Annotated in this window: 17 protein-coding genes and 2 pseudogenes; 11 read left to right on the forward strand and 8 right to left on the reverse strand. The window is 46.6% G+C overall.

All coding sequences use genetic code 11. The annotated features are described in order from the left end of the window. The first annotated feature begins 8 nt into the window (after positions 1-8). From PBAL39_RS13140 to PBAL39_RS13150, 3 genes are read left to right on the forward strand one after another with little or no spacing between them, the layout of a single operon-like run. Positions 9-1031 (forward strand): FecR family protein, encoded by a 1023-nt coding sequence (locus PBAL39_RS13140; RefSeq protein ID WP_008242194.1) that lies wholly within the window; start codon positions 9-11, stop codon positions 1029-1031. Beyond that, positions 937-3573: a TonB-dependent receptor gene (locus PBAL39_RS13145; RefSeq protein ID WP_232282951.1), complete on the forward strand. Its 2637-nt coding sequence runs from the start codon at positions 937-939 to the stop codon at positions 3571-3573. The genes PBAL39_RS13140 and PBAL39_RS13145 overlap by 95 nt, the downstream gene beginning before the upstream one ends. Before the next feature lie 28 nt (positions 3574-3601). Further along, the gene (locus PBAL39_RS13150) at positions 3602-4408 is read left to right on the forward strand and encodes a hypothetical protein (protein WP_232282952.1); all 807 of its coding nucleotides are present in this window, start codon (positions 3602-3604) and stop codon (positions 4406-4408) included. A gap of 87 nt (positions 4409-4495) precedes the next feature. Here the strand turns inward: PBAL39_RS13150 and hxlA are convergent, their stop codons facing one another. After that, positions 4496-5128: a 3-hexulose-6-phosphate synthase gene (gene hxlA, locus PBAL39_RS13155; RefSeq protein WP_008242198.1), complete on the reverse strand. Its 633-nt coding sequence runs from the start codon at positions 5126-5128 to the stop codon at positions 4496-4498. Between the two features lie 54 nt (positions 5129-5182). Next, complete coding sequence (hxlB, locus tag PBAL39_RS13160) at positions 5183-5767, reverse strand: 6-phospho-3-hexuloisomerase (RefSeq protein WP_008242201.1); 585 nt, start codon at positions 5765-5767, stop codon at positions 5183-5185. Positions 5768-5972: 205 nt separating this feature from the next. Between hxlB and PBAL39_RS13165 the strand changes: the two genes are divergently transcribed. The 8 genes and pseudogenes from PBAL39_RS13165 to PBAL39_RS13200 all read left to right on the forward strand — a co-directional run bounded on the left by PBAL39_RS13165 (position 5973) and on the right by PBAL39_RS13200 (position 13075). Next, on the forward strand, positions 5973-6833 hold the full coding sequence (locus PBAL39_RS13165; protein ID WP_008242203.1) for an AraC family transcriptional regulator: 861 nt from the start codon (positions 5973-5975) through the stop codon (positions 6831-6833). Positions 6834-6980: 147 nt separating this feature from the next. Beyond that, positions 6981-8425: pseudogene (sufB, locus tag PBAL39_RS13170) on the forward strand (Fe-S cluster assembly protein SufB). A gap of 30 nt (positions 8426-8455) precedes the next feature. Then, the gene (gene sufC / locus PBAL39_RS13175) at positions 8456-9217 is read left to right on the forward strand and encodes a Fe-S cluster assembly ATPase SufC (protein WP_008242208.1); all 762 of its coding nucleotides are present in this window, start codon (positions 8456-8458) and stop codon (positions 9215-9217) included. Between the two features lie 24 nt (positions 9218-9241). After that, entirely contained in the window at positions 9242-10549 is a 1308-nt protein-coding gene (gene sufD / locus PBAL39_RS13180) for a Fe-S cluster assembly protein SufD (protein WP_008242209.1), read from the forward strand. Position 10550: 1 nt separating this feature from the next. Then, positions 10551-11768, forward strand: a complete 1218-nt coding sequence (locus PBAL39_RS13185; protein ID WP_008242212.1) for a cysteine desulfurase — start codon at positions 10551-10553, stop codon at positions 11766-11768. Beyond that, positions 11768-12208, forward strand: a complete 441-nt coding sequence (locus PBAL39_RS13190) for a SufE family protein (protein ID WP_008242213.1) — start codon at positions 11768-11770, stop codon at positions 12206-12208. Before PBAL39_RS13185 ends, PBAL39_RS13190 begins: the two co-directional genes overlap by 1 nt. A gap of 66 nt (positions 12209-12274) precedes the next feature. Next, positions 12275-12592 carry an iron-sulfur cluster assembly protein gene (locus tag PBAL39_RS13195; RefSeq protein ID WP_008242215.1) on the forward strand — a complete coding sequence of 106 codons (318 nt, stop codon included), beginning with the start codon at positions 12275-12277 and terminating at the stop codon, positions 12590-12592. A 12-nt stretch (positions 12593-12604) separates the two neighbouring features. Next, complete coding sequence (locus tag PBAL39_RS13200; protein WP_008242218.1) at positions 12605-13075, forward strand: Rrf2 family transcriptional regulator; 471 nt, start codon at positions 12605-12607, stop codon at positions 13073-13075. Positions 13076-13086: 11 nt separating this feature from the next. Here PBAL39_RS13200 and PBAL39_RS13205 read toward each other — a convergent pair whose 3' ends face one another. The 6 genes and pseudogenes from PBAL39_RS13205 to PBAL39_RS13230 form a co-directional block, all read right to left on the reverse strand. After that, complete coding sequence (locus PBAL39_RS13205) at positions 13087-13470, reverse strand: VOC family protein (RefSeq protein WP_008242220.1); 384 nt, start codon at positions 13468-13470, stop codon at positions 13087-13089. A gap of 4 nt (positions 13471-13474) precedes the next feature. Continuing rightward, positions 13475-14497, reverse strand: coding sequence for a YCF48-related protein (locus tag PBAL39_RS13210; protein WP_008242222.1), 1023 nt, complete (start codon positions 14495-14497; stop codon positions 13475-13477). Then, positions 14498-14935 (reverse strand): DUF2147 domain-containing protein, encoded by a 438-nt coding sequence (locus PBAL39_RS13215; RefSeq protein WP_008242224.1) that lies wholly within the window; start codon positions 14933-14935, stop codon positions 14498-14500. It abuts the gene before it with no gap. A 64-nt stretch (positions 14936-14999) separates the two neighbouring features. After that, positions 15000-16738: pseudogene (locus PBAL39_RS13220) on the reverse strand (sensor histidine kinase). Between the two features lie 135 nt (positions 16739-16873). Next, positions 16874-18679, reverse strand: coding sequence for a RagB/SusD family nutrient uptake outer membrane protein (locus PBAL39_RS13225; RefSeq protein ID WP_008242230.1), 1806 nt, complete (start codon positions 18677-18679; stop codon positions 16874-16876). A 5-nt stretch (positions 18680-18684) separates the two neighbouring features. Further along, the gene (locus PBAL39_RS13230) at positions 18685-22053 is read right to left on the reverse strand and encodes a TonB-dependent receptor (RefSeq protein WP_198139819.1); all 3369 of its coding nucleotides are present in this window, start codon (positions 22051-22053) and stop codon (positions 18685-18687) included. Positions 22054-22224: the final 171 nt, after the last annotated feature.

The following is a 22224-nucleotide window of genomic DNA, read 5'->3' on the forward strand; positions in this document are numbered from 1 at the left end:
ACCCGGAGATGATGAACGAATCTGAACTAAACGATGAATTGATCTGTAACCTCATTATTGAGGCCATTGATGGGACCATTGCGCCAGACGCACAAGTTCTACTTGAGCGCTGGAGGAAAAAATCAGCAGAAAATGAATCAACCTATCAGCAGTACCTGAACGTGCAGGTCAACCTGGATAAAATCAGCGAACGGCACAGCTACGCGGTGAACGACTCCTGGGAAGCGCTGGACAGAAAACTGAGTAAGTTTGACAAGATCCCTTTTGAAACACAGCGTTTTGAGGAGGCGCCTGTGACTCCTGCCAGGACGTCGTTCCTCTGGTTTAAAATTGCGGCCGCCATTATGGTCATCCTCTCGGCAGGTTATTATTTCATTGCCAGCAACCGTGGTTATGTGACAATCGACAGCGATAAAGATGGCATTACGGCCCTTACCCTTCCTGATGGAAGCGCAGTAAAACTCAATGCTGCAACCGCCGTGAGGTATCACAAAACCGAATTTAATGACGACAGACGACTGGAGCTCCTTCGCGGGGAGATCTTTATTGATGTTGCACACAAACAGCACAGCAGGTTTTCGGTAGACCTTGGAAAAGTAGAAGCCCTCGACATCGGCACCAGCTTCAACGTGTTCAGGAATACCCAGAAAATCGCCGTAGTGGTGGAAGAAGGGATAGTGGCTTTAAAAAAACGGTCTTCCAACGAGCAGATCCTACTTAAAAAGGGCCAACTGGGAACGTATAACATTCAAAAACAAGCATTAATGTCGTTGGTCAACAATGACCTCAACTACAAGGCCTGGTTGGACCATCACTTCCGTTTTACCGAGACACCACTCCATGAGGTGGTAGCCCAACTGGAAAAAGCGTACCATACCCGCATCCGCATTGCTGAACCTGAGCTGAAGGTAAGGAGACTGACCGCAGACATCGATTATGAGCAAATTGACAGCGTTCTGGCCGTCATTGCGGCCTCTTTTCAATGCCATGTCACTAAAGATCAGGAGACCTATGTTTTGTCCGACAGGTAAAACGTTCCTTTGCTTTTTCATCACCTGCCTGGTCCTCTTTTTTCTTCCAGGCATTGCCCATGCTCAGCACACAGACCAGCTGAACAGAGAGGTCAATATCCAGCTTCCCCCTTCAGACCTGATCAGGACACTGAACACGATCAGTCAGAAAAGTCAGCTTCGTTTTGCCTTCGACCCGGATCAGCTCCGCGGTAAGCAAACACCCGAGATCAGGCCCACCCTTACCACGTTAAAAAAATTACTCGACAAATTGCTGGTCGGCACGGGACTCGGTTATACGCTGGTAGGCAGTGACATTGTGATTGCGCCCCGAAAGCGAGAGCTCCGCGCCATACACGGGCACATCCTCGACCAGGCCACTGGAGGAAACCTGATGGGGGCAACCGTACAGGTCCCTTCCATAAAAGTGGGTATCACCACCAACCAATATGGTTTCTATTCGCTATCCATTCCTGAGGGCGATTATCAATTGCAGGTATCTTCAACAGGATACGAAACGCAGCTGATCCCAATACAGGTCAATGATGACCTTCAGCTGGAAATAGAACTCCCCGCCCTTAGCAGGCAGCTCGAAGAAGTTGTCATCAGCCAAAGTGCACTAACGCCCAACCCCATCCTGTTCAATGAGCAAAATATCTCCCCACAGCAGCTTCAAAACACTGCTTTTTATGCGGGAGAGACGGATGTGTTAAAGAAGATACAAATGGAAAGCGGGATCAAGAGTATCACTGAAGGGAGCTCCGGATTGTTTATCAGGGGAGGAAACACCGATCAGAACCTCATCTTGCTGGACGAAGCCATTGTCTATAATCCCTCCCACTTATACGGCCTGGTATCGATCTTTAATCCTGATGCCATCAATAATGTACAGGTATACAGGGATTATATGCCTGCCAATTTTGGTGGGCGACTTTCATCTGTCATCGTTAACCGCATGTCTGAGGGCAACAGCAAAAAGTATCAGCTAAGCGGCGGGGCCAGTCTGATGTCCGCAAGGCTGGCAGTGGAAGGTCCATTGGTAAAAAACAAGTCGTCCTTTATCCTTACCTACCGCCGCAGTCTGCTCGATGTTTTCCATAACAAGTTCAAGCTCTTCAACCCCAGTTCAGTGTATTACGATATCAACGCAAAACTGAATTACAAGCTGAACCAGAACAACACTTTATTCTACTCATTATACTCGGGAAAGGACAACTTGTTGTCGGCAGACAACTACTCCAATAACTGGGGAAACCTGACCTCCACCCTTCGCTGGAACCACATTTACAATTCCAGGTTGTTTGCAAATACTTCCGCCATCTTTAGCAACTATCGCAACCTGCTGGACCTGAATGCAGATACCATCTCCCAGAAAAGCCGATGGAATACAGCCGTGAAAGACATTACACTGAAGACCGACTATACTTATTACCACAATCCTTCCAACCAGATTAAATTCGGCCTCTCTGCAATCCTGCACCATTTTACACCCGGATCGATGTATCAGCAAAAAGGCTATGAGTTCAACATTGCCAACAGCAGGTCTTTGGAATCTACCGCCTACTACACCCAGCAGCTGTCCCTCAGCAAATCCCTTGAACTCAACTACGGCCTCCGGCTGAGCACCTTCATCAATGAACAGGAGCAGTTGAATGTATTCGATGAACATGGCAATCCGGTAAAGCAAACCAGGAAAAAGACCTTCATCAATCCTGAACCGCGGATCAACATCAGCTACCTCTCAGGAGCATTCCAGCGTTTCTTTGCCACTTATAACCTCAACTACCAATACCTGCAGCTGATACAGAACAGCACGCTTGCTTTTTCTTCATTGGAGCCATGGGTTCCGGCCTCTGCCAGCATCCACCCGCAGCGTTCCAATCATTTCTCTTTAGGGTACCGTTATGAGCCAGATTTGTTGCTCGTATCAGCAAATGCTTATTACAAGCGCCTGGACCACCAACTGGACCTTCCGGGCCATACACAGATCATCGGCAATCCCCATGTGGTCACGCAGCTCAGATCCGGAACTTCGGATGCCTATGGGATCGAGACCGAGTTTTCAAAAACTGCAGGAAAATACTCCGCCATACTATCCTATACTTATTCCAGGGTATACCGCAAAATTGCCGACATCAATTACGGTAATCGCTTTGTGGCCAACTACGACATTCCTCATGAGCTGAAGCTTTCCCTGCGTTACGATGCCAGTGCCAGGTTATCCTTCCAGTCATTCTTCACCTACGCTTCCGGGAGGCCACTGACCCTGCCTGTCGGTTATTATCAGCACGACGGGTTGAATGTCCCTATTTTTGAGGGCAGGAATACCTCGAGGTTCCCCGACTTCAGCAGACTGGACATCGCTGCGCAATACCAGTTTAATTCAAGGTTATCTGGCATACGCAACCTCCACAGCACACTTTCTATAGGTGTTTACAACCTGTATAACCGCAAAAATGCGTTATATTACCACCTGAATTCATCTACGTCAGAAAGAAGGGCAAACACCTTTGAATATGCGTTTGGCATTTACCCATGGATTGCTTACAGTTTCAAAATTTAACATGAAAAGCGGCTACTTTTTTTTAGTTATGATGCTGCTCATCGCCATGCAGACCTCCTGTAAAAAGGATGGGCAGAAAGACTCCTTTGACGGCCCGGTAAAAAAATATGAAATCGCGCTTGAGGGAGGCATAAACACCTTGATTCCCAGCCAATACATCAAACTAACGGTTCCGGCCCTGCACCCGGACTCCCTTCCACGACCAGTGAGAAATGCAAGTGTGGTGGTGAATGACGGAAAATCAAACCTGATCTTTAAAGAGACCTCACCAGGCATCTATTTGGGCACCAATAATAACGCCCCCAATTACAATGGTGCTTATACCCTCACCATCAAGTACAATGATAAAATCTACACTGCAGTAGATACCCTCCGGCAGGTGGTCAACATCGTGGATGACTTTCTGCCCCTTTCTACGAAAACAATGACGGATGGAATGATAAAACTCAGCATTCCAAAACATACTTTTGGCTACCTGAACCCCAATAAATGGTACATCTACTATGGTGACGTACCCCCATGGGACCTGGGCGACTTTAGTCAGTCGAAATATTACACCTACACCCACTTTTTGGGTTCACCAAACCCACTATACCCATTAAACAGCCTGAAGCGCGAGTACATCATGGACAAAAAGGCACCCATCACCATCTTCAAACAATCGCTTTCGGAGAGCTATGACAAATACCTGTATGGAGTGTTTCTGGAGACCGACTGGAATGGTCTATTTTCTGGTGTGCCGACCAACATTGAGGGCAACATCTCTGGCAATGCGCAGGGGTATTTTTCGGTGACCGATATCGACAGGCGCAGGTACAGCGCGGGAGATTTATAAACAGAACGGGCGTGAAACCAACAATGCCCGGACCAAAGATCCGGGCATCATGATGATCCATTGCGGGCTTAAATACTCCTACCTGGATTAAGCAGCGTCAATCGCTTCACGCAATGCCTTAGCTGCAGCAGCAGGATCTTCAGCGCCATAGATGGCAGCACCAGCAACCGCTACAATAGCGCCAGCTTTGATCACCTCAGCCACGTTATTGATGTTTACACCACCTGCAATAGATACCGGTACACCTGCACGTGCCGCCTCATCGATCAATACCTGGATAGAGTATCCTGCCGTCCACTGCTCATCAAGACCTGCATGCAGCTCTACAAATTGAGCACCAAGCTCGGTAACTTCCTGAGCACGCTTTACACGGTCGGCCACCCCAATGGTATCCACTACAACACCTTTACCATGCGCTTTACCAGCTTTGATGGCTCCAGCGATGGTCGCATTACCTGCAGCACCCAGGACAGTAACCAGGTCGGCCCCTGCCTTGAAAGCGATGTCTGCTTCCAGCTCGCCTGCATCCATAGTTTTTAAATCAGCAAAAACCAATTTATCAGGATGCGCATTTTTCATTGCCGTAACCACGGCAATACCTTCGTTTTTAATCAGGGGGGTACCCAGCTCAATGATGTCTATGTAAGGTGCAATTTTTGCAGCCAGCGCCAAAGCCTCTGCTGTTGTCAATAAATCTATTGCTACTTGTAATTTTGCCATAATGTTTATTCTAAAATATAATTGTTTGTATTATTCCTATTGATCTGCTCCCTGCTATTCCAGGTTGGCGTGCCGTTTCCACAGTGCCTCTGCAGGTGTTCCATATTCTTTCCAGATGGTCTGAAAAACAGCATCCATCAGCAGCAGCACCGCCTGCTCAAAGAGACTGCCGGCATACTGCCTGGAAATGTGACCTCCATGATCCTGCTTCTGTGCTGCCGGCAACACCACCGTCAATGCGGAAAGTGCTGAAAGTGCAGAATCGGAAGTTGTCGAAATCGCTAGCACTCTAGCGCCCGCCGCTGCTGCCTTCCCCGCTGCGGTGACAATGCTGCTGGTTGTTCCCGAGCCGGATGCTGCAATCAGGATATCGCCGGCTGTAATGGCAGGCGTGGTCGTCTCTCCTACTACAAAAACAGTTAATCCCAGGTGCATGAAACGCATCGCCGCAGCACGCATCGCCAGTCCTGTGCGCCCTGCCCCGGTAAGGAAGATGCGCTCCGTCTGCTGAAGGTAAGGGATCAGGAGCGCCAGTTGTTCGAAATCAATCGCCGACACCAGCTGCTGCTGCTCATTCAGGATCATCATCAGCTGTTCTTCCAGTACTGCAGGTCTATTTTTCAGGGTATCTACTTTCATCTTGATAAATAATGGTGGTCAAAGGTATCCCTCAAAAAGGGCCCAAACGTTATACATTATTCGCATTGTATGGGACTTTCCGGACATGATTAGCCAGAAGTACACGACAATTTCCGGATAGTCCAATGCGATAACTCAGGATACCGTATCTTTGAAGCCTGAATTCCCGCCAGCATACTCCAGGCAGGGCATTGAAAATTGATACATGGCAGCAGCACAGCATACACCCAGCTTAGAAAAATCATTAATCTACATCCGCAACCTTGAAAATTGTCCACCCGCGTATCTGAATGATCCGGGCAGGAAGGATTTCTTTGAGATTGTATGGCTGCAGGATGAGCTGCCACTCCATGCCGTCAGACCGGAAGAAACACAAGGCCGTGGCGACTGGATTTACCTTATCCCTCCCTACCGGGTGCACCAGCTCAATAAAGCCGGCAAGAATGGTATTCTGCTTTCCTTCAAAAGGGATTTTCTTGATGAAGCCGACAAAGAGTTCTACCTGGACATCTTTAAGATCTTCAACATTCAGGGGGAATTCTCCTGTCTGCCTCTTACTCCTGCAAATGCTGCAGAGCTTGCCAAGAGTTATCAGCTGCTAGAAGAAGAATATCAGTCAGAGAGCAATTTCCTCATTCTCAAAGCCATCCTCAGGGTATTCCTGCTGAAGCTCATCCGCATCAAAGAGCATGTGTTCACCAGCCAGGATGTTAATCAGAAACGTGTTTACGAATTTATGCTGCTCCTGGAAAAAAACTATCAGCAAGAACGTAATGCAGACTATTACGCGGCCGAGCTCGGCTTAAGTGCCAAAAGGCTCAACCAAGTCTTAAAAGAAAAACTCGACAAAACGGCCATGCAGCTGATACATGACCGCATCATTCTGGAAGCAAAAAGACAGATCATCCACAGCGAAAACACGCTGAAGGAAATTGCCTATGAACTGGGCTTTACCGACCGCCCGTATTTCAGCAGGTTCTTCAAAAAGCAAACCGGCCAGGCACCCGAAGATTTTCAAAAGATGGCCCGCCAGCACATCGAATCCAAATTCAACACGCTGGTCTGATCAAAACCCACTGTTACATACAAACTCCTGCTTCAGGAGGGGCAAATCTTACATTCCTCTGTTTATACTCTTTTGTATAAACAGTACACGAACCGTATCTTTGTATACCAAAGAATGCTATTCGACATAGCTTAAAGACGGATGATCATGAAAGAAGATTTGAATATACTAGAGCAAACCGCACAGAATGAATACAAGTACGGCTTTGTTACAGATATTGATACGGATGTTATTCCAAAAGGACTAAACGAGTCAGTAATTGAGCTGATATCGAAAAAAAGAACGAGCCGGAATGGATGCTGCAATGGCGCCTGAAGGCTTTTGCCCATTGGCTCAAACTTGAAGAACCCAAATGGCCTAACGTCACGTACCCTCCTATTAACTACCAGGACATTATTTATTACGCTGCTCCTAAGAAAAAAGAGCAGCTGAACAGCCTGGATGAGGTGGATCCTGAGCTGTTGCTTACGTTCGACAAACTGGGCATTTCCCTGAATGAGCAGAAAAGACTTACCGGCGTTGCCGTGGACGTGGTGATGGACAGTGTATCGATTGCGACTTCTTTTAAGGAGCAGCTCTCAGAGATTGGCGTGATTTTCTGTTCTATCAGTGAAGCCATACAAAAACATCCTGAGCTGGTAAAGAAATATTTAGGATCGGTGGTGCCGATGACCGACAACTATTTTTCGGCCCTGAACTCCGCAGTATTTACAGATGGTTCTTTCTGTTATATCCCTAAAGGGGTACGCTGCCCAATGGAGCTTTCTACCTACTTCCGTATCAATGCAGAGAACTCCGGTCAGTTTGAGCGGACGCTCATCATTGCTGAAGAAGAAAGTTATGTAAGTTACCTGGAAGGCTGTACCGCACCCATGCGTGATGAAAACCAGCTGCATGCCGCTGTGGTAGAGCTGGTGGCGATGCGTAAAGCAGAAATCAAATATTCTACGGTGCAGAACTGGTATCCTGGCGACAAAGAAGGTAAGGGTGGCATCTATAATTTTGTGACCAAGCGGGGCATCTGTGCCGGCGACCATGCCAAAATTTCCTGGACACAGGTAGAAACAGGATCTGCGGTAACCTGGAAATACCCCAGTGTGATCCTCAAAGGTGATTATTCGATCGGTGAGTTTTACTCCGTGGCTTTCACCAATAACTATCAGCAGGCAGATACAGGAACAAAAATGATCCACCTGGGTAAGAACACACGCAGCAGGATCGTGGCGAAGGGCATCTCCGCAGGTAAAAGCCAGAACAGCTACCGCGGCCTGGTCCGCGCCGGCAAAGGGGCGCTGAATGCCAGGAACTTCTCGCAGTGCGATTCGCTCCTGCTTGGCGATCAGTGTGGCGCTCATACCTTTCCTTACATCGAGGTCAAAAATAAAACAGCCATCATTGAACATGAGGCTACGACCTCAAAAATCGGTGAAGACCAGCTGTTTTACTGCAAACAACGTGGCATTGATGCGGAGACTGCTGTAGCGATGATCGTAAACGGCTTCGCTAAAGAAGTAATGAACCAGCTCCCTATGGAGTTCGCCATTGAAGCCCAAAAACTCCTTGCCATCAGCATGGAAGGAAGTGTGGGTTAATACCATTATTAGATTAAAATTTATCAAGACATGTTATCAATAAAAAATATACACGCCAATATTGACGGAAAACAGATTTTAAAAGGAATAAACCTGGAGATTAAAGCCGGGGAAGTGCATGCCATTATGGGCCCCAACGGTTCAGGCAAAAGCACCCTTTCTTCTGTCCTTGCCGGTAGGGAAGAATATGAAGTAACCGAAGGTGAAGTAAAGTTCCTGGGCAAAGACCTGCTGTCTCTTCCTGCTGAAGACCGTGCCCGTGAGGGTCTGTTCCTGGCTTTTCAGTATCCGGTTGAGATCCCTGGCGTCAGTACTACCAACTTCATCAAGGCTGCAGTCAATGAAAAACGTAAATACCTGGGCCAGGATCCACTAGATGCGGTTTCCTTCCTCAAAATGATGAAAGAAAAGATGGCCATGGTCGAGATCAACCAGTCGCTGTTGAGCCGCTCCATCAACGAAGGTTTCTCCGGTGGTGAAAAGAAAAGAAATGAAGTTTTCCAGATGGCCATGCTGGAGCCCAAACTGGCCATTCTTGATGAGACCGACTCAGGTCTTGACATTGATGCACTCCGCATCGTTGCCAATGGCATCAACAAACTAAGAAGCAGCGATCGTGCCATCCTCCTCATCACCCACTATCAGCGTTTACTGGATTATATACAGCCAGACTTTGTACACGTACTGTACAAAGGAAAGATCGTAAAGTCGGGCACCAAGGAGCTCGCCCTGGAGCTGGAAGAAAGAGGATATGATTTCATTACCGAAGCGGCCGATATGGCCAACCTGTAGAGGCTTCATTAAATTAGTAAGACAATGAATGCGACTTATTTTAAAGATCAGTTTCAGCAGCTTCAGACCGAAAATGATACTGTCCATTTGGCGGCATTGAGGGCTGGCAGCTTCGGAACTTTCGACCAGAAGGGATTCCCAACAACGAAACTCGAGGAGTGGAAATACACCAATATCAGTTCTCTTTTTGATAAAGAATACCAGATTTCTCCATTTACGGACAATCCTGCATCGCTTGCTGCTGCTATTGAAGAAATCCAGCTCCCCGAACATACCAATGCCAATGTTTTATACTTTGTGAATGGCAGGTATGAACCATCATTATCAATCATCCGGTCGACCATAGAAGAACTTCAGGTAATGCCACTTCTGCAGGCTGCCTCAGCGGGTTTTCAAGAGATCATCGATCAACACCTGGGGGAAAGCAGTGTCTATTTGAAAGATGGCATCCATGCCCTGAACACCTCCTTCATTACCGATGCGGTATTCATCCATGTTGCCGCAGGAAAAGAGCTGAGCCATCCGGTATACATTTACCACCTTGCAGATGCTCAGCATCAGGCAATTCTGACACAGCCGAGAAGTTTGGTCTATGTTTCCAAACGTGCGAAAATCCAGATTGCCGAAACCTTCCGGACCGTTGGTACCATGGACAGCTTCAGCAATGCGGTTATGGAAGTCGTAGTGGCACAAGATGCATTTCTGGAATATTATAAACTTCAGAATGATGCCGCCCATACCAGCCAGGTGAGCAGCACACACATCCACCAGACGGGTAAAAGCCATGTCCACACGGTTACCATCTCCCTGAACGGAGGCCTGTTGAGAAACAACCTCAACATGATCCTCGATGCGGAAGGCAACGAGACACACCTATACGGACTTTCCCTGCTGAAAGGAAAAACCCATGTGGACAACCATACGCTGATAGACAATAAACATCCGAACTGTTTCAGTAACCAGTTGTATAAAAATATTGCCGACGACGCTGCAACTGGCGTCTTCAGTGGCAGGATCATCGTTCAGCCGGATGCGCAGAAAACGAATGCCTACCAATCGAATAAAAACATCATCCTGTCCGATCAGGCAACCATCAATGCAAAACCTCAGCTGGAAATTTTTGCAGATGACGTTAAATGCTCACATGGATGTACCGTAGGACAACTAGATGAAGAAGCTTTATTCTACCTCAGGGCCCGTGGTATTTCCAGAGAACTGGCCGAAGTGCTTTTGCTTCAAGCCTTTGCAACGGACATAGTGGAGCAGGTAAAAATTGAGCCACTTCGTCAACATATTGACACACTGATCCAGCAACATTTATCTATTCAATAAGATGCTCATGACAGATTCCATCAGACAGCAGTTTCCGATACTGGAGCGAATGGTCAAAGGTAAACCATTGGTATACCTTGACAATGCAGCAACATCGCAAAAGCCACAGGTGGTGATCGATGCACTGACCGACTACTACAGCCGGTACAATGCCAACATTCACCGCGGCATACATACCCTGGCCGAAGAAGCCACTATGGCATATGAGGCAACGCGTGCAACAGTAAAGGACTTTATCGGGGCGGAAACTACAGAAGAGATCATATTTACCCGGGGAACAACCGAAGGCATTAACCTGGTAGCTTATACCTGGGGACGTAAACACATCAACGCAGGTGATGAGATCATCATCTCCGGTATGGAGCACCACTCCAACATCGTTCCCTGGCAGATCCTTTGTCAGGAAAAACAGGCGCTGCTGAAAGTGATCCCTGTAAATGATGCGGGTGCATTTGCGCTGGAGGACTTTACGGCCCTGCTCAGCCCGAGAACAAAACTCGTTTCCATTGTGCAGGTATCGAATGCCCTGGGCACGGTAAATCCGGTAAAGGAAATGATTGCTGCTGCACATCAGGCAGGAGCCCTCGTCCTCGTAGACGGTGCACAGTCGGCCGTACACCTGGACATCAACGTACAGGACCTTGACTGTGATTTCTTTGCCTTTTCGGGCCATAAGGTTTACGGTCCTACAGGCATCGGTGTACTCTACGGAAAAAAGGACTTATTGGAAGAGATGCCCGTGTTTCAGGGAGGCGGGGAGATGATCAAAGAAGTATCTTTTGAACAAACTACCTTCAATGAACTCCCTTATAAATATGAAGCTGGTACACCAAACATTGCAGACACTATTGCCCTCAAGGCAGCGTTGGATTACATCAGCAGCATCGGCAAACCGGCAATCCGCGCCCATGAAAATGAGCTACTGGAGTACGCCACCGCACAGCTGGAAAATATCCCGGGCCTGAGAATCATTGGAAAAGCAGCACACAAGGTCAGCCTGGTTTCTTTCGTGATTGATGGTGTCCATCCTCAGGATGCCGCCATCATCCTCGACAACCTGGGCATTGCTGTGAGAACGGGACACCATTGCACACAACCCCTGATGAAACGTTTTGGCATTCCCGGAACCATTCGTGCCTCTTTTGCCCTTTATAATACAAAGGCAGAAGTGGATGCGCTGGTGACCGGTATTTTGAAAACTATAAAAATGTTATCCTGATGAACCATCCGTCTATTGCTGAAATTGAAAAAGAGATTATCGAAGACTTCTCTTTATTTGACAACTGGGAAGACAAATATGAATACATCATTGACCTGGGTAAGAAATTAGCTCCGCTGGAGGAAGTCCATAAAATCGACGACAACAAGATCAAAGGCTGCCAGTCGACAGTCTGGCTTACCGCCAGTTATGAAGATGGCCGCGTCTATTTTAAGGCCGACAGTGATGCGGTGATTGTCAAGGGACTGGTGAGCATGCTCATCAAGGTGTTGTCGGGGCAGAAAGCTGATGACATCATCAACACCCAGCTGGACTTCATTGCCGAGATTGGCATGATGAGCCATCTGGCACAGACCCGGTCAAACGGGTTGTTGTCAATGATCAGGCAGATGAAAAACTATGCGCTAGCCTTCAAAACCATACAGACAGCAGGGCAGTAAAACACGCGTAGAATAGAAATAAACCGACGCCGAAAAGAAAAAGAAATCAGAAAAAACAACATCATAATGATGGACAAAGAAGTATTGAAACAAAAGGTCATCGACTGTCTGCAGACCATCTATGACCCCGAAATACCGGTCAGCATTTACGAGCTTGGCCTGATCTACGAGACGGAGATCCTTCCTCCGCTGAACAACGTGCAGATTGTCATGACGCTGACAGCTCCGGGATGCCCAGCAGCGCAGAGCATTCCTCTCGAAGTGGAGCAGAAGGTAAAGGAGATTGAGGGAGTGAATGAAGTTTCGGTAGTGGTCACCTGGGATCCGCCATGGAACAACGACATGATCTCAGAAACTGCAAGGTTTGAATTAGGAATGATGTAAGAAACAGACGTTATGAAAATCACAGCTCAGGAAGAGTATGGCTTGCGGATATTGCTGCGCATTGCGCGACAAGGAAAAGAAGGTTTGAGCATCGCCGCCATCAGTGAATCTGAGGGCTTGTCGACCGCCTATGTGGCAAAGCTCACACGTCTTCTCCGTATGGCCGGTTACATCAACAGTACTCCGGGTAATAAGGGCGGGTATAGCCTTGCCATGCCTGCGGCAGAAATTAACATCAACAAGGTATTAAAGGTATTGGGAGGAGCGCTGTTCAGTCAGCGTTTTTGCGAAGAATACCCGGGTGCAGTAAAACTCTGCACCAACTCTATTGATTGCTCTGTGCGCTCCCTGTGGCAGATGATCCAGCTGACTGTCGATCAGTTGCTCGACCAGGTGAGCCTAAAGGACCTGCTCAGTCCAGAGCAGCAGTCCAACTTTCTTCTGGAATCCATTCTAGAGGAGAAGCTGAAGTTAAAATTATAAAGACGGCGGATTTATTGTTCGTAGAACTCTATTGGCAGCTGATCCGGATCCTGAATGAAGGTGAATCTTTTGCCAGTAAACTCGTCAATACGTATGGGCTCCGAGACTACCCTTTTATCGTGGAGTTCCAGTACCACCCTGTCCAGGTCTCTCACCTCAAAAGCAAGGTGCCTTAAGCCAGCAGCTTCCGGCCTTGATGGCCGCTGAGGAGGGTTAGGAAAAGAAAACAGTTCTATAATATATTCGCCATTCAGCGCAAGGTCGAGCTTGTAGGAAGCCCGCTCCTGGCGGTAAACCTCCCGGATGACCGTCAGCCCTAGTACTTCTGTATAAAAGGCCTTTGACACCTGATAATCGCGACAAATGATGGCAATATGATGAACCTTCTGCATCATTGCATTACTCTGAAATAGATAGTTTATAAATTTGTCCTTTATTTCCCGCAAGAAGGATCAGCTTTCCATTTTTTGCTTTATTGATCACGTTGAAGTTCATGCTGGAAATGTTATACCAGTTGCGGCCTCCATCACTGGAAACGTCTGTGCCCGAGCTTCCGGTAGCAATCAGGGTTTTCTTATCTATATAAATGACACCGGAGCGGTAACCATCCACAGGTTTTGAAGGTTTGACCCATGTCTTCCCACCCGTACTTGTCAACAGCACATTATTTTCATTTTCTTTATCTTTCTGATAATCACCGCCAACTACCACTCCTGTAGTTTCATTTAGAAAAGCCATGGAGAAAGGTCCTGTGCTGCTTTTACCCTGCAGGATCGGACACTCGAAAACCTGCCAGGTCGCGCCGAAATTACTAGAATAGTAAATATTGGACACCGTACCGCCTGTGGCGATCCATACCCTCCCCTCGCCCATCGTTTCAATAGTGCTTCCGCTGGCCGCAAAACCTGCTTCACCCACCCCCATCTTCGCCGGCAGATTGCCAGAGATGTCACTCCAGTTATTGCCACCGTCGATGCTACGCAGCAGCTGCATTTTATCTTTGATGGGATCGCCGAACATGATGCCCCTGTTGTCGTCCCAAAAATCCATACCATCAAGAAAAATGGCCGTATCGGTATTTTTATAAGTTTCCTTCCAGGTCTTTCCCCCATCAACAGTGAGCAGTATATAAGCGGGAGCCCCGGCATTCATGACGATGGCCTTATCGGCACTAAACGCTTCAATATCCCTGAAGTCCAGCTTGTCGTGCCCTTCAGGTTTCATCCAGGCCCAGGTCTGGCCACCATCCAGCGTTTTTCCGATCTGACCATTGCTGCCACTCACCCAAGCAACCTGGTCAGACACGATACTGAGGCCGCGAAAGCTGGCATTGGACTCCGCATTGAGCGGTGTAAGGCTATAAGTTGTCTGACCGAAAACGGCCATGGGTAATAATAAAATACAATAAATCAGTTTCTTCATCTATTTTGCCTTTTTCCAGACATCTGTTCTTCCGATAAAGGAAACGCCGATGTAACCGCGTACATTCAGGTCGCCATTGCTCTTCAGGGCCATCGTGCAACTGTAAGTTTTTCCTGATTTGGGATCATAAATCTTACCATCTTCCCATTTGCCATCATCGTAAACAAAACCTGTCAACATCTCCATCCCCAGGATCGGTCTGCTCTTCAGGCTTGACTCCGGATTTTTAACATCTGTCTTTACATTTCCTTTTTCATCTTTCGGTGCTTTCAGCCACACAATCTTGCCAAAGAACTTATCGCTTTTTTTGTAAATCTCGATGTGCGCTTCACCAGAAGAATTGATCCATTTGCCAACGATGGCATCACTGTTTTGGGCAGTTGCTGCGAATGACATAGCAGTAAAAAGCAGCAGGAATGATAGGTATTTCATAATCATAGGTTTTTAGTGTTCTTCTAAGTTACTAAATCGCGATAGATAAAAAAACAAGTTTTTCAGCCCTTTAATTCTCCCCAATGGTATCATAAGGAATGTGAAATTTAAAATGACAACCTTTGCCAGTTTCACTTTCCACACTGATGTGTCCCTTCTGCAGGTTCACCAGCTGCTGGCAAATGTAGAGCCCAAGTCCGGTGCCCGACTTGCCTGCTCCCCTGTTTGCTGATAATATCGTGTGAAGAGTTTCGCTTGCTGATCTTTTGGTATACCAATACCGGTATCAATCACACTCACTTTCAACACCTCATTTGCACCATCAAAGGCCTGCAGTTCCACATCTACGAGCACCCCTCCCCGATCCGTATATTTCACCGCATTGCTGAGCAGGTTCATCATGATCTGCTTCAGGCGGAAAGGATCGCCTTTCACATACGCTTCCTGGTCGCCCTTATATTCCGCTTTGAGTGTAATGTTTTTCTTCTCTGCCATGAAAGCCATGGCGGCGATTGCCTCTTTTATTTCCACTACCGGCTGAAAAGAAACGATGTTCAGTGCACCATCTTTCTGACTGTCAATTTTACTCACATCCAACACATCGTTAACGGTCCCCATGAGCATGCCCGAAGCTACGTTAATGGACTCCAGTTTTTTCTTCTGATCGTCAGTAAGCGAGGAGCGGTTCAGTAAAAATATGGTACCCGTGATCGTCGTCAACGGATTTCGGATCTCATGACTCATGATGGCCAGCATTTCCGACTTCTGCTCGGCAAGGGCCACAGCACGCTCGTTCTCCAGGATGTAACGCTCTTCAGCACGCCCGGCCTTGCGGATGTAAATGATGAGCAACACAATGAACACGAGCACCATCACAATTGCGATGCCCGTAAAATTATTCATATCGCTTACGGCAGCCTGATACTGATCCAAAATTTCTGTCCTGGTTTTCTCCCACTCTACTACGTGTGCATCTTTCAGTTCCTGCACCAGCTGGTGCAACTGGATCACCAGGTTCAGGTTTGCAGAGATCAGTTGCTGGTTAGATTTGGCCAGCCGGCTGTTCTCCTCATTTAACTTCTTGAGGAACTGCTGCTGCGACAAAGTCTGCTTACGATACTGAACACGGCTGATGGAATCACGGATTTGCTGCTCACGATTGACAGTCACCACTTTAACAGAAGCTTTTTTGTCCTGTTTATTGGTGATGGCATCCTGTATTCTTTTAAAGAGGCCCTTTTTCGCTTCCGGCTGATCATTTATTTCTGTAACCGTAGTATCCGCGCGCGAAACAGGTTTCTGCCTGCTGATCGATCCATAACTGGAAATCAGTTTTTCCGAAGGATTACCACTGATGTTCTTAACTGTTGTAATCTGAAGTAAGGAATCAAAACTGTGCTTCAGCGCAAACACCTCATTAGAAATGTGCAGCTTTACGTCGAAGGATTTGCCCAGCTTGCGCTGGTTGACAGACAGGGAATTGCTGTCCAGGTTATACCGTTTAAGGATGTTTTCAATTTTACTGAATGTGCCGCTGAGTTTGCTTTTGTAGTCGGCCAGCTTTTCAGTATGTCCGTATAAAATGGCCTGCTGAAAATCATTTTCAGCACCGTTGAGGTCCAGCAGGATGTTGCTGATCTCCTGTGTTTGTGACTGGTCTCTTAATTTTCCACTCAGCCCCTCCAGCTTCTGGAACATGGAATGTCTCAGCAGCAAAGCACCGGCGGCAATCAGAAAAGTAAAAATGAGAAATAGGGTAAATAGTTTACGGAGATAATTTGAAGCTTCTCCCGTTTTATTGATGATCATATTTTTTAATAAATACCTGGTGTATGGTAAAACGCAAATTTACCAATAATCATACCGTAAAAGAATAAAATAAAAAACCCGGCTCCCTGTTTTCAGGGAAAGCCGGGTCGGGGCATCAATTTCTGGTACTAGGGGTTACCAGCCAGTATTCTGAACAATTATCGGAACTTTCTGAATTTCACCATTTGGTATTGGCCACAGGTAGTGTTTTTTCTCGAACACCCTTGACTCAATCTGAATGACGTTATAAAATCCATTGGCGACAGTCTGCATGGTACTGAGTCCTAACAAGCTGCGGTCGGTAGTCTCTGCAATTTTCCATCTCCTGGTATCGAAATAGCGGTGGGACTCAAAAGCAAGCTCTACCCTTCTCTCTCTGCGGATGGCATCACGTAGGTCTGCAGGAACAGGCAGCATTCCAACACCAGAACCATACTGAGGAATACCAGCGCGCTCCCTGATTCTGTTCAAGTAAATCAGCACGTCAGGATCCGAAGGATTGGCTTCATATAATGCCTCTACATAATCCAAGTAAATTTCTGCAAGACGGATCACCACATTTGTTCTGCCAGTTGCCTGCCAGCCACTCGTAGATAGGTTTTTACGCTGCGTATATCCTGTAGAGGAGTAATCATCATTACCGATACCACCTCTTCCAGCATTGCCATCATAAGCAAAATTCGTCACGATCGTCGAATTTGGATTGATCCATTTCCGATTGGTATAGGTGATCCCCACGTAGAAACGAGGCTCCCTGTTGACATACATATTGCTTACCGATCTTTCCTGATTATCATCAGGAGCCTGGAAATTCGTAAATCCTGTCCTGGAATATCCGGATCCAGTGGCATCCGTTGGTAATCCAGAAGCCATAAAATAAGCTTCCACCATCTGCTGAGATGCCGCACGGAAAGAACCGCCCTTATCGCCACCACTACCATTATTATGGTTTGGCGCCATATCATACTGTATGTAACTGATGTTCGCATTTCCACGGGCGAAGATGATTTCAGAGTTCCAGTCGGTCAGCATCACGTCCCTGCAGGAAAGGAAAGCAGTCTGGAATGGATTCGCACCCGGTTTTGTAAACAGGGTAAAGCTAGGGTAAGCAGTAATAAAAGCTTTCGCAGCATCTGCCGCTCTTCTCCACTTCGCCGGACTTACAGTCTGGCTGATGAGTTGTGTACCATCCTGATTCTTAAGATCAGCATAATCAGTGTTGCCGTTAAATAGCGGGCTTGCAGCCGTAAGTAACGTCTGGATTTTGTAAGCCTGCAATACCGCTTTATTCACATGCCCATAATCGTCATTATTCTGAGGTAAAGCCGGCAGTCCCTCTGCAGCAGCGTCAAGTTCAGCAACGATGAAATCTACACAGGCATCAAAATTACTTCTCGGCTTGCTGATGGTCGGGATAGGTGCATCCGGCTGACTTGGCAGATTGTCTAATAACACAATTGGTCCGTATTGACGCAGCAAGTGGTAGTAGTAAATGGCCCTGATTCCTCTTGCTTCATTTTTATAGCGGTTCACGTAGTCTATACCGCCGATATTACAATCGGTACATTTATCTACATTGGCCATAAAATTACTCGCAGCCTGGATGCCTCTGTAGTAGTTCTGCCAGAAAGTATTTACTGTACCCGTTGTGGCATCCCAACCACCGGTATTGATGTTATTGGCGAAGTTACCGCCGTTATAGTTACCCTCATCCGATGCACCTGTCCATGGACCGGCATTGGAAGACCCTACCGCACGTTGAACCGTTTCATCCGGCAAAGTAGAATACACATTTGCCAGGAGTCTGTCGACAGTAGATTTTGTAGCAAAAGACTCGTCGAAGGTCAGCCTGTCGTCAGGCACCTGATCGAGAAATTTCTTACAACCATAGTTGCTAACTGTTAATAAGGTTGCGATTGTATATAGATATATTTTCTTCATTTTGATTAAAAGTTAGCGGTGAAACCTAAAGAGTAAGTAGAGATCAACGGATATTTGGTACCATTAGCGGACGCTATTTCCGGGTCCCAAAGTTTGAAATCTGAGAAGGTAAGCACATTGTAACCTGTGAAATAAACCCTCATCCTTTTGATGCCTGCCTTTGGAATACCTTTGTTCAGCGTATAACCAAAGTCAAGGTTTTTCAAACGTAAAAAGCTGATGTCACGTTTCCACCAGGTGCTGGTTTGGAAATTATTATTGTTCACACCATAAGACAACCTTGGAAACATCGCATCCTGACGTGGATTCTCAACCGTCCAGCGATCTGTTGCAGCAGCATGAAGGTTTGTTTGTCCAGAACCGGTAAAAGGGTTGATCGCATCACCACTCAGGATGATGTCCGCATTGTGCTGTCCCTGGAAGAATGCACCGAGGTCAAAGCCTCTGTAGCGCGCTGCAAATCCGAAACCATACATTGCTGAAGGCACATCACCACGACCAATAATGGTCCTGTCAAACGCATCAATCGTTCCGTCACCGTTAAGGTCTTTGTATTTAATGTCACCAGGCAACAGCGTCCCGAATTGTGTCGGGCTATTGTTGATCTCCTCCTGCGAGGTAAACAATCCTTCGGCGATGTATCCTACACGTGTGCTCGCCAGGATATTACTTCCTCTGAGCTCCATCCATGGATACCTTGTGGGTGCCTGATCGTTTTCAATGATTTGATCTTTGTTATAAGTATAATTTGCCCTGAAGGTAATGTCAAAATCAGGACTAAATTTAGCAAAGTATTCCAGAGTACCGTCGATACCCTTGTTTTTCGTTTCACCTAAGTTTCCTGAAGGGTTAGAAACCAAACCAATATAATTCGGCACCAATCCCCTTTCCAGGAAGATTCCGGTTCTGTGTTCTTTAAACAAATCCACAATAACCGACAAGGTGTTGTTTAGCGTCTTCACTTCGAATCCTAAGTCCTGCTTACGCGTTTCAGACCAGGTAATGTCTACTCCATAAGCGGTAACATTCATTCCGGCAAGTCCAACATTTCTGGTCTGGCCGAATGTATACCCCGGAATGTTGGAATCTCCAACTTTCGTCAGGTAATAAAACCTGTTGGCTTCGTTGTCGGTATAGCCAGAAGTACTTCCACCACTTCCTACAATACCATCAGAATAACGGAACTTGATCAACTGAAAGGTATTTTTCAGTGGCTCAAAGAATTTCTCATTAGACACAATCCAGCCTAAACCAAATGCAGGGAAGAAACCATAACGCTGGTCTGGTGCAAAGTTCTCAGATCCATTGTACCCGATATTGAATTCGGCAAAATACCTGTTGTCATAAGCATAAGTTGCGCGACCTGCCACCCCTTGTAACCTGTAAGGAATGGAAAGGGTAAAGTTACTTGCAAAGGCATTGGTATTGTCGTTCTGGTTATACAACAATAAACCAGAAACTGCATGTTTTCCAAAATCACGCTGATAATTCAAAGCGAGCTCCGCATACAACTTCTTGTCGCCGCCATTTGACCTCGTATACCCCAGGAAATTCTGACCGGTAAAAGTCTGGTTGTATTTATAACTACCATCCGCATTGTAAGGGTCATTAGGATTGATATAATAGGTACTCTCTCTTTTTATACGGTCAATGTTATTACTCGTATTGATATCAAAAGAAAACATTCCTGTTGCGTTCAATCCCGGAGTGATGACCTTCAGGTCCTGAGTTAACCTTAAGTTGGAGAACAGTTGGGTATTGAAGGTGGTTCTATATCCTCGTCTGGTCACATCAGCATAAGGATTTCTCTGATCACCCTGACCACTGATTCCTGGGATAGATCCATTTGGATTAGTCACAGGAAAAGAAACCGGATTAATCTGGAAAGCCTGGTTGAATACCCCCTGAGCATTCTCAGGACCAGGATAGTTTCCTTGTCCAAGGATACCTTTCAGGCCCAGGTCCATTTTTGTAGTACCTGTAATGTCCCAGTTCAGGTTTGTACTTACATTGTAACGCGAAAATTTCTGTGTAGAATTGAAGCTCTGGCTGTCGTCAGTTTTGAACAATCCAGTCTCATCATAGTAACCCAGGGAAACATAATATCTGGCATTCGTTACCCCTCCGGAAAGATTTGCCGTTGCCGTGCGGTTCTGTCCGAAATTACGGAACACCGCATCAATCCAGTCAACATTTGGATAAAGAACATTATTTTCATTTGACGCAGTCCTGTTGATGGTCTCTGCGCTATACCTTGGAGAGAAAGTCCCTGATGTTCCTGATCTCACAAACTCAGTCAGCCCAGCTTCATTGGCGAGGTTCATATAGTCCACACCATCAATCAATTCTGGCTTTTTCGTAAAGGTTGTGATACCCTGAAAATAGTCTACATTGATCTGAGGGCTGCCCACCTTACCTCTTTTGGTTTCTACAAGGATTACTCCATTGGCACCCCTGATGCCATACACAGCTGTAGCAGCAGCATCTTTTAGAATCGTGAACGATTCAATGTCATAAGCACTTAATCCATTAATTGGACGGCCCGGAACACCATCAACGATGATCAAAGGGTTACGGTCGCCACCAATATTGGAGATGCCACGGATCCAGATATCCGCCTGATCAGAACCAGGCTCACCGTTCCTGTTTACAGCAATCAGCCCCGGCAGGCGTCCTGCAAGCATGGAGCTAATGTTGGCCACGGGCTGTTTCAGTTCCGATGCCTTAACAGAAGACTGCGCACCAACAAGACTTTCTTTCTTTTGTGTACCAAAAGCAACTACCGCAATCTCTACCTCATCAAGGGCATTACCTGAAGGTTTCAACTGAACATTGAGTGTCTTTTGACTGCCTACTGTAATTTCAAGAGGCTCATAACCAATATAACTGATGATCAAAACCGTTTGTTCATTTGGAACAGTAATGCTGAAGGCACCATTCACATCTGCAGAAGCAGCGGTAGAAGCACCTTTCACCTTAACACCTGCACCGGGAAGCGGCTGGCCTGTTTCATCCTTCACAATACCGCGAATCAGGATATCTGCTGCTGCTGCTCCGGGAGACATTGTAGCCCTGTCTCTTTCTCGAACCACAATGGTATTGTTATCAACGTAGTAGGTCAGTGGCTGATCTTCAAAACACTTGTCGAGCACCGTCTCCAGTGGTTCATTTTTAAGATTGATATTAATCGTTTTAGCTTTTTTTATGACGTCGTATCTATAGACAAAATCAAAACCTGTCTGGCGTTTGATTTCTTTAAATACCTCTGTCAGGGAGATGCCTTTCCTGGTCAGGGAAATGTTCTGCCCACTTGCCGCCATTGAGGCTTGCAGGAAGACACCGGTTAGTAAGATAAAAGTAAGGTTTATTCTCATAAGCCATTTGGTTTGGTTTGGTTTTCTGAGAACGTCAATCCCGCCGTATGGAACAGGCTGATTTTTAGCATGACGGGTCAGGTCATACCCTTTTCTAGAGTAATTTTTATACATTTGTTTGGGTTTGTTAGTTTGGTGATTGTTTGACTCAATACGAAATAAGGAAACCTA

It is taken from the genome of Pedobacter sp. BAL39 (genome assembly GCF_000170795.1).
Lineage (GTDB): Bacteria > Bacteroidota > Bacteroidia > Sphingobacteriales > Sphingobacteriaceae > Pedobacter.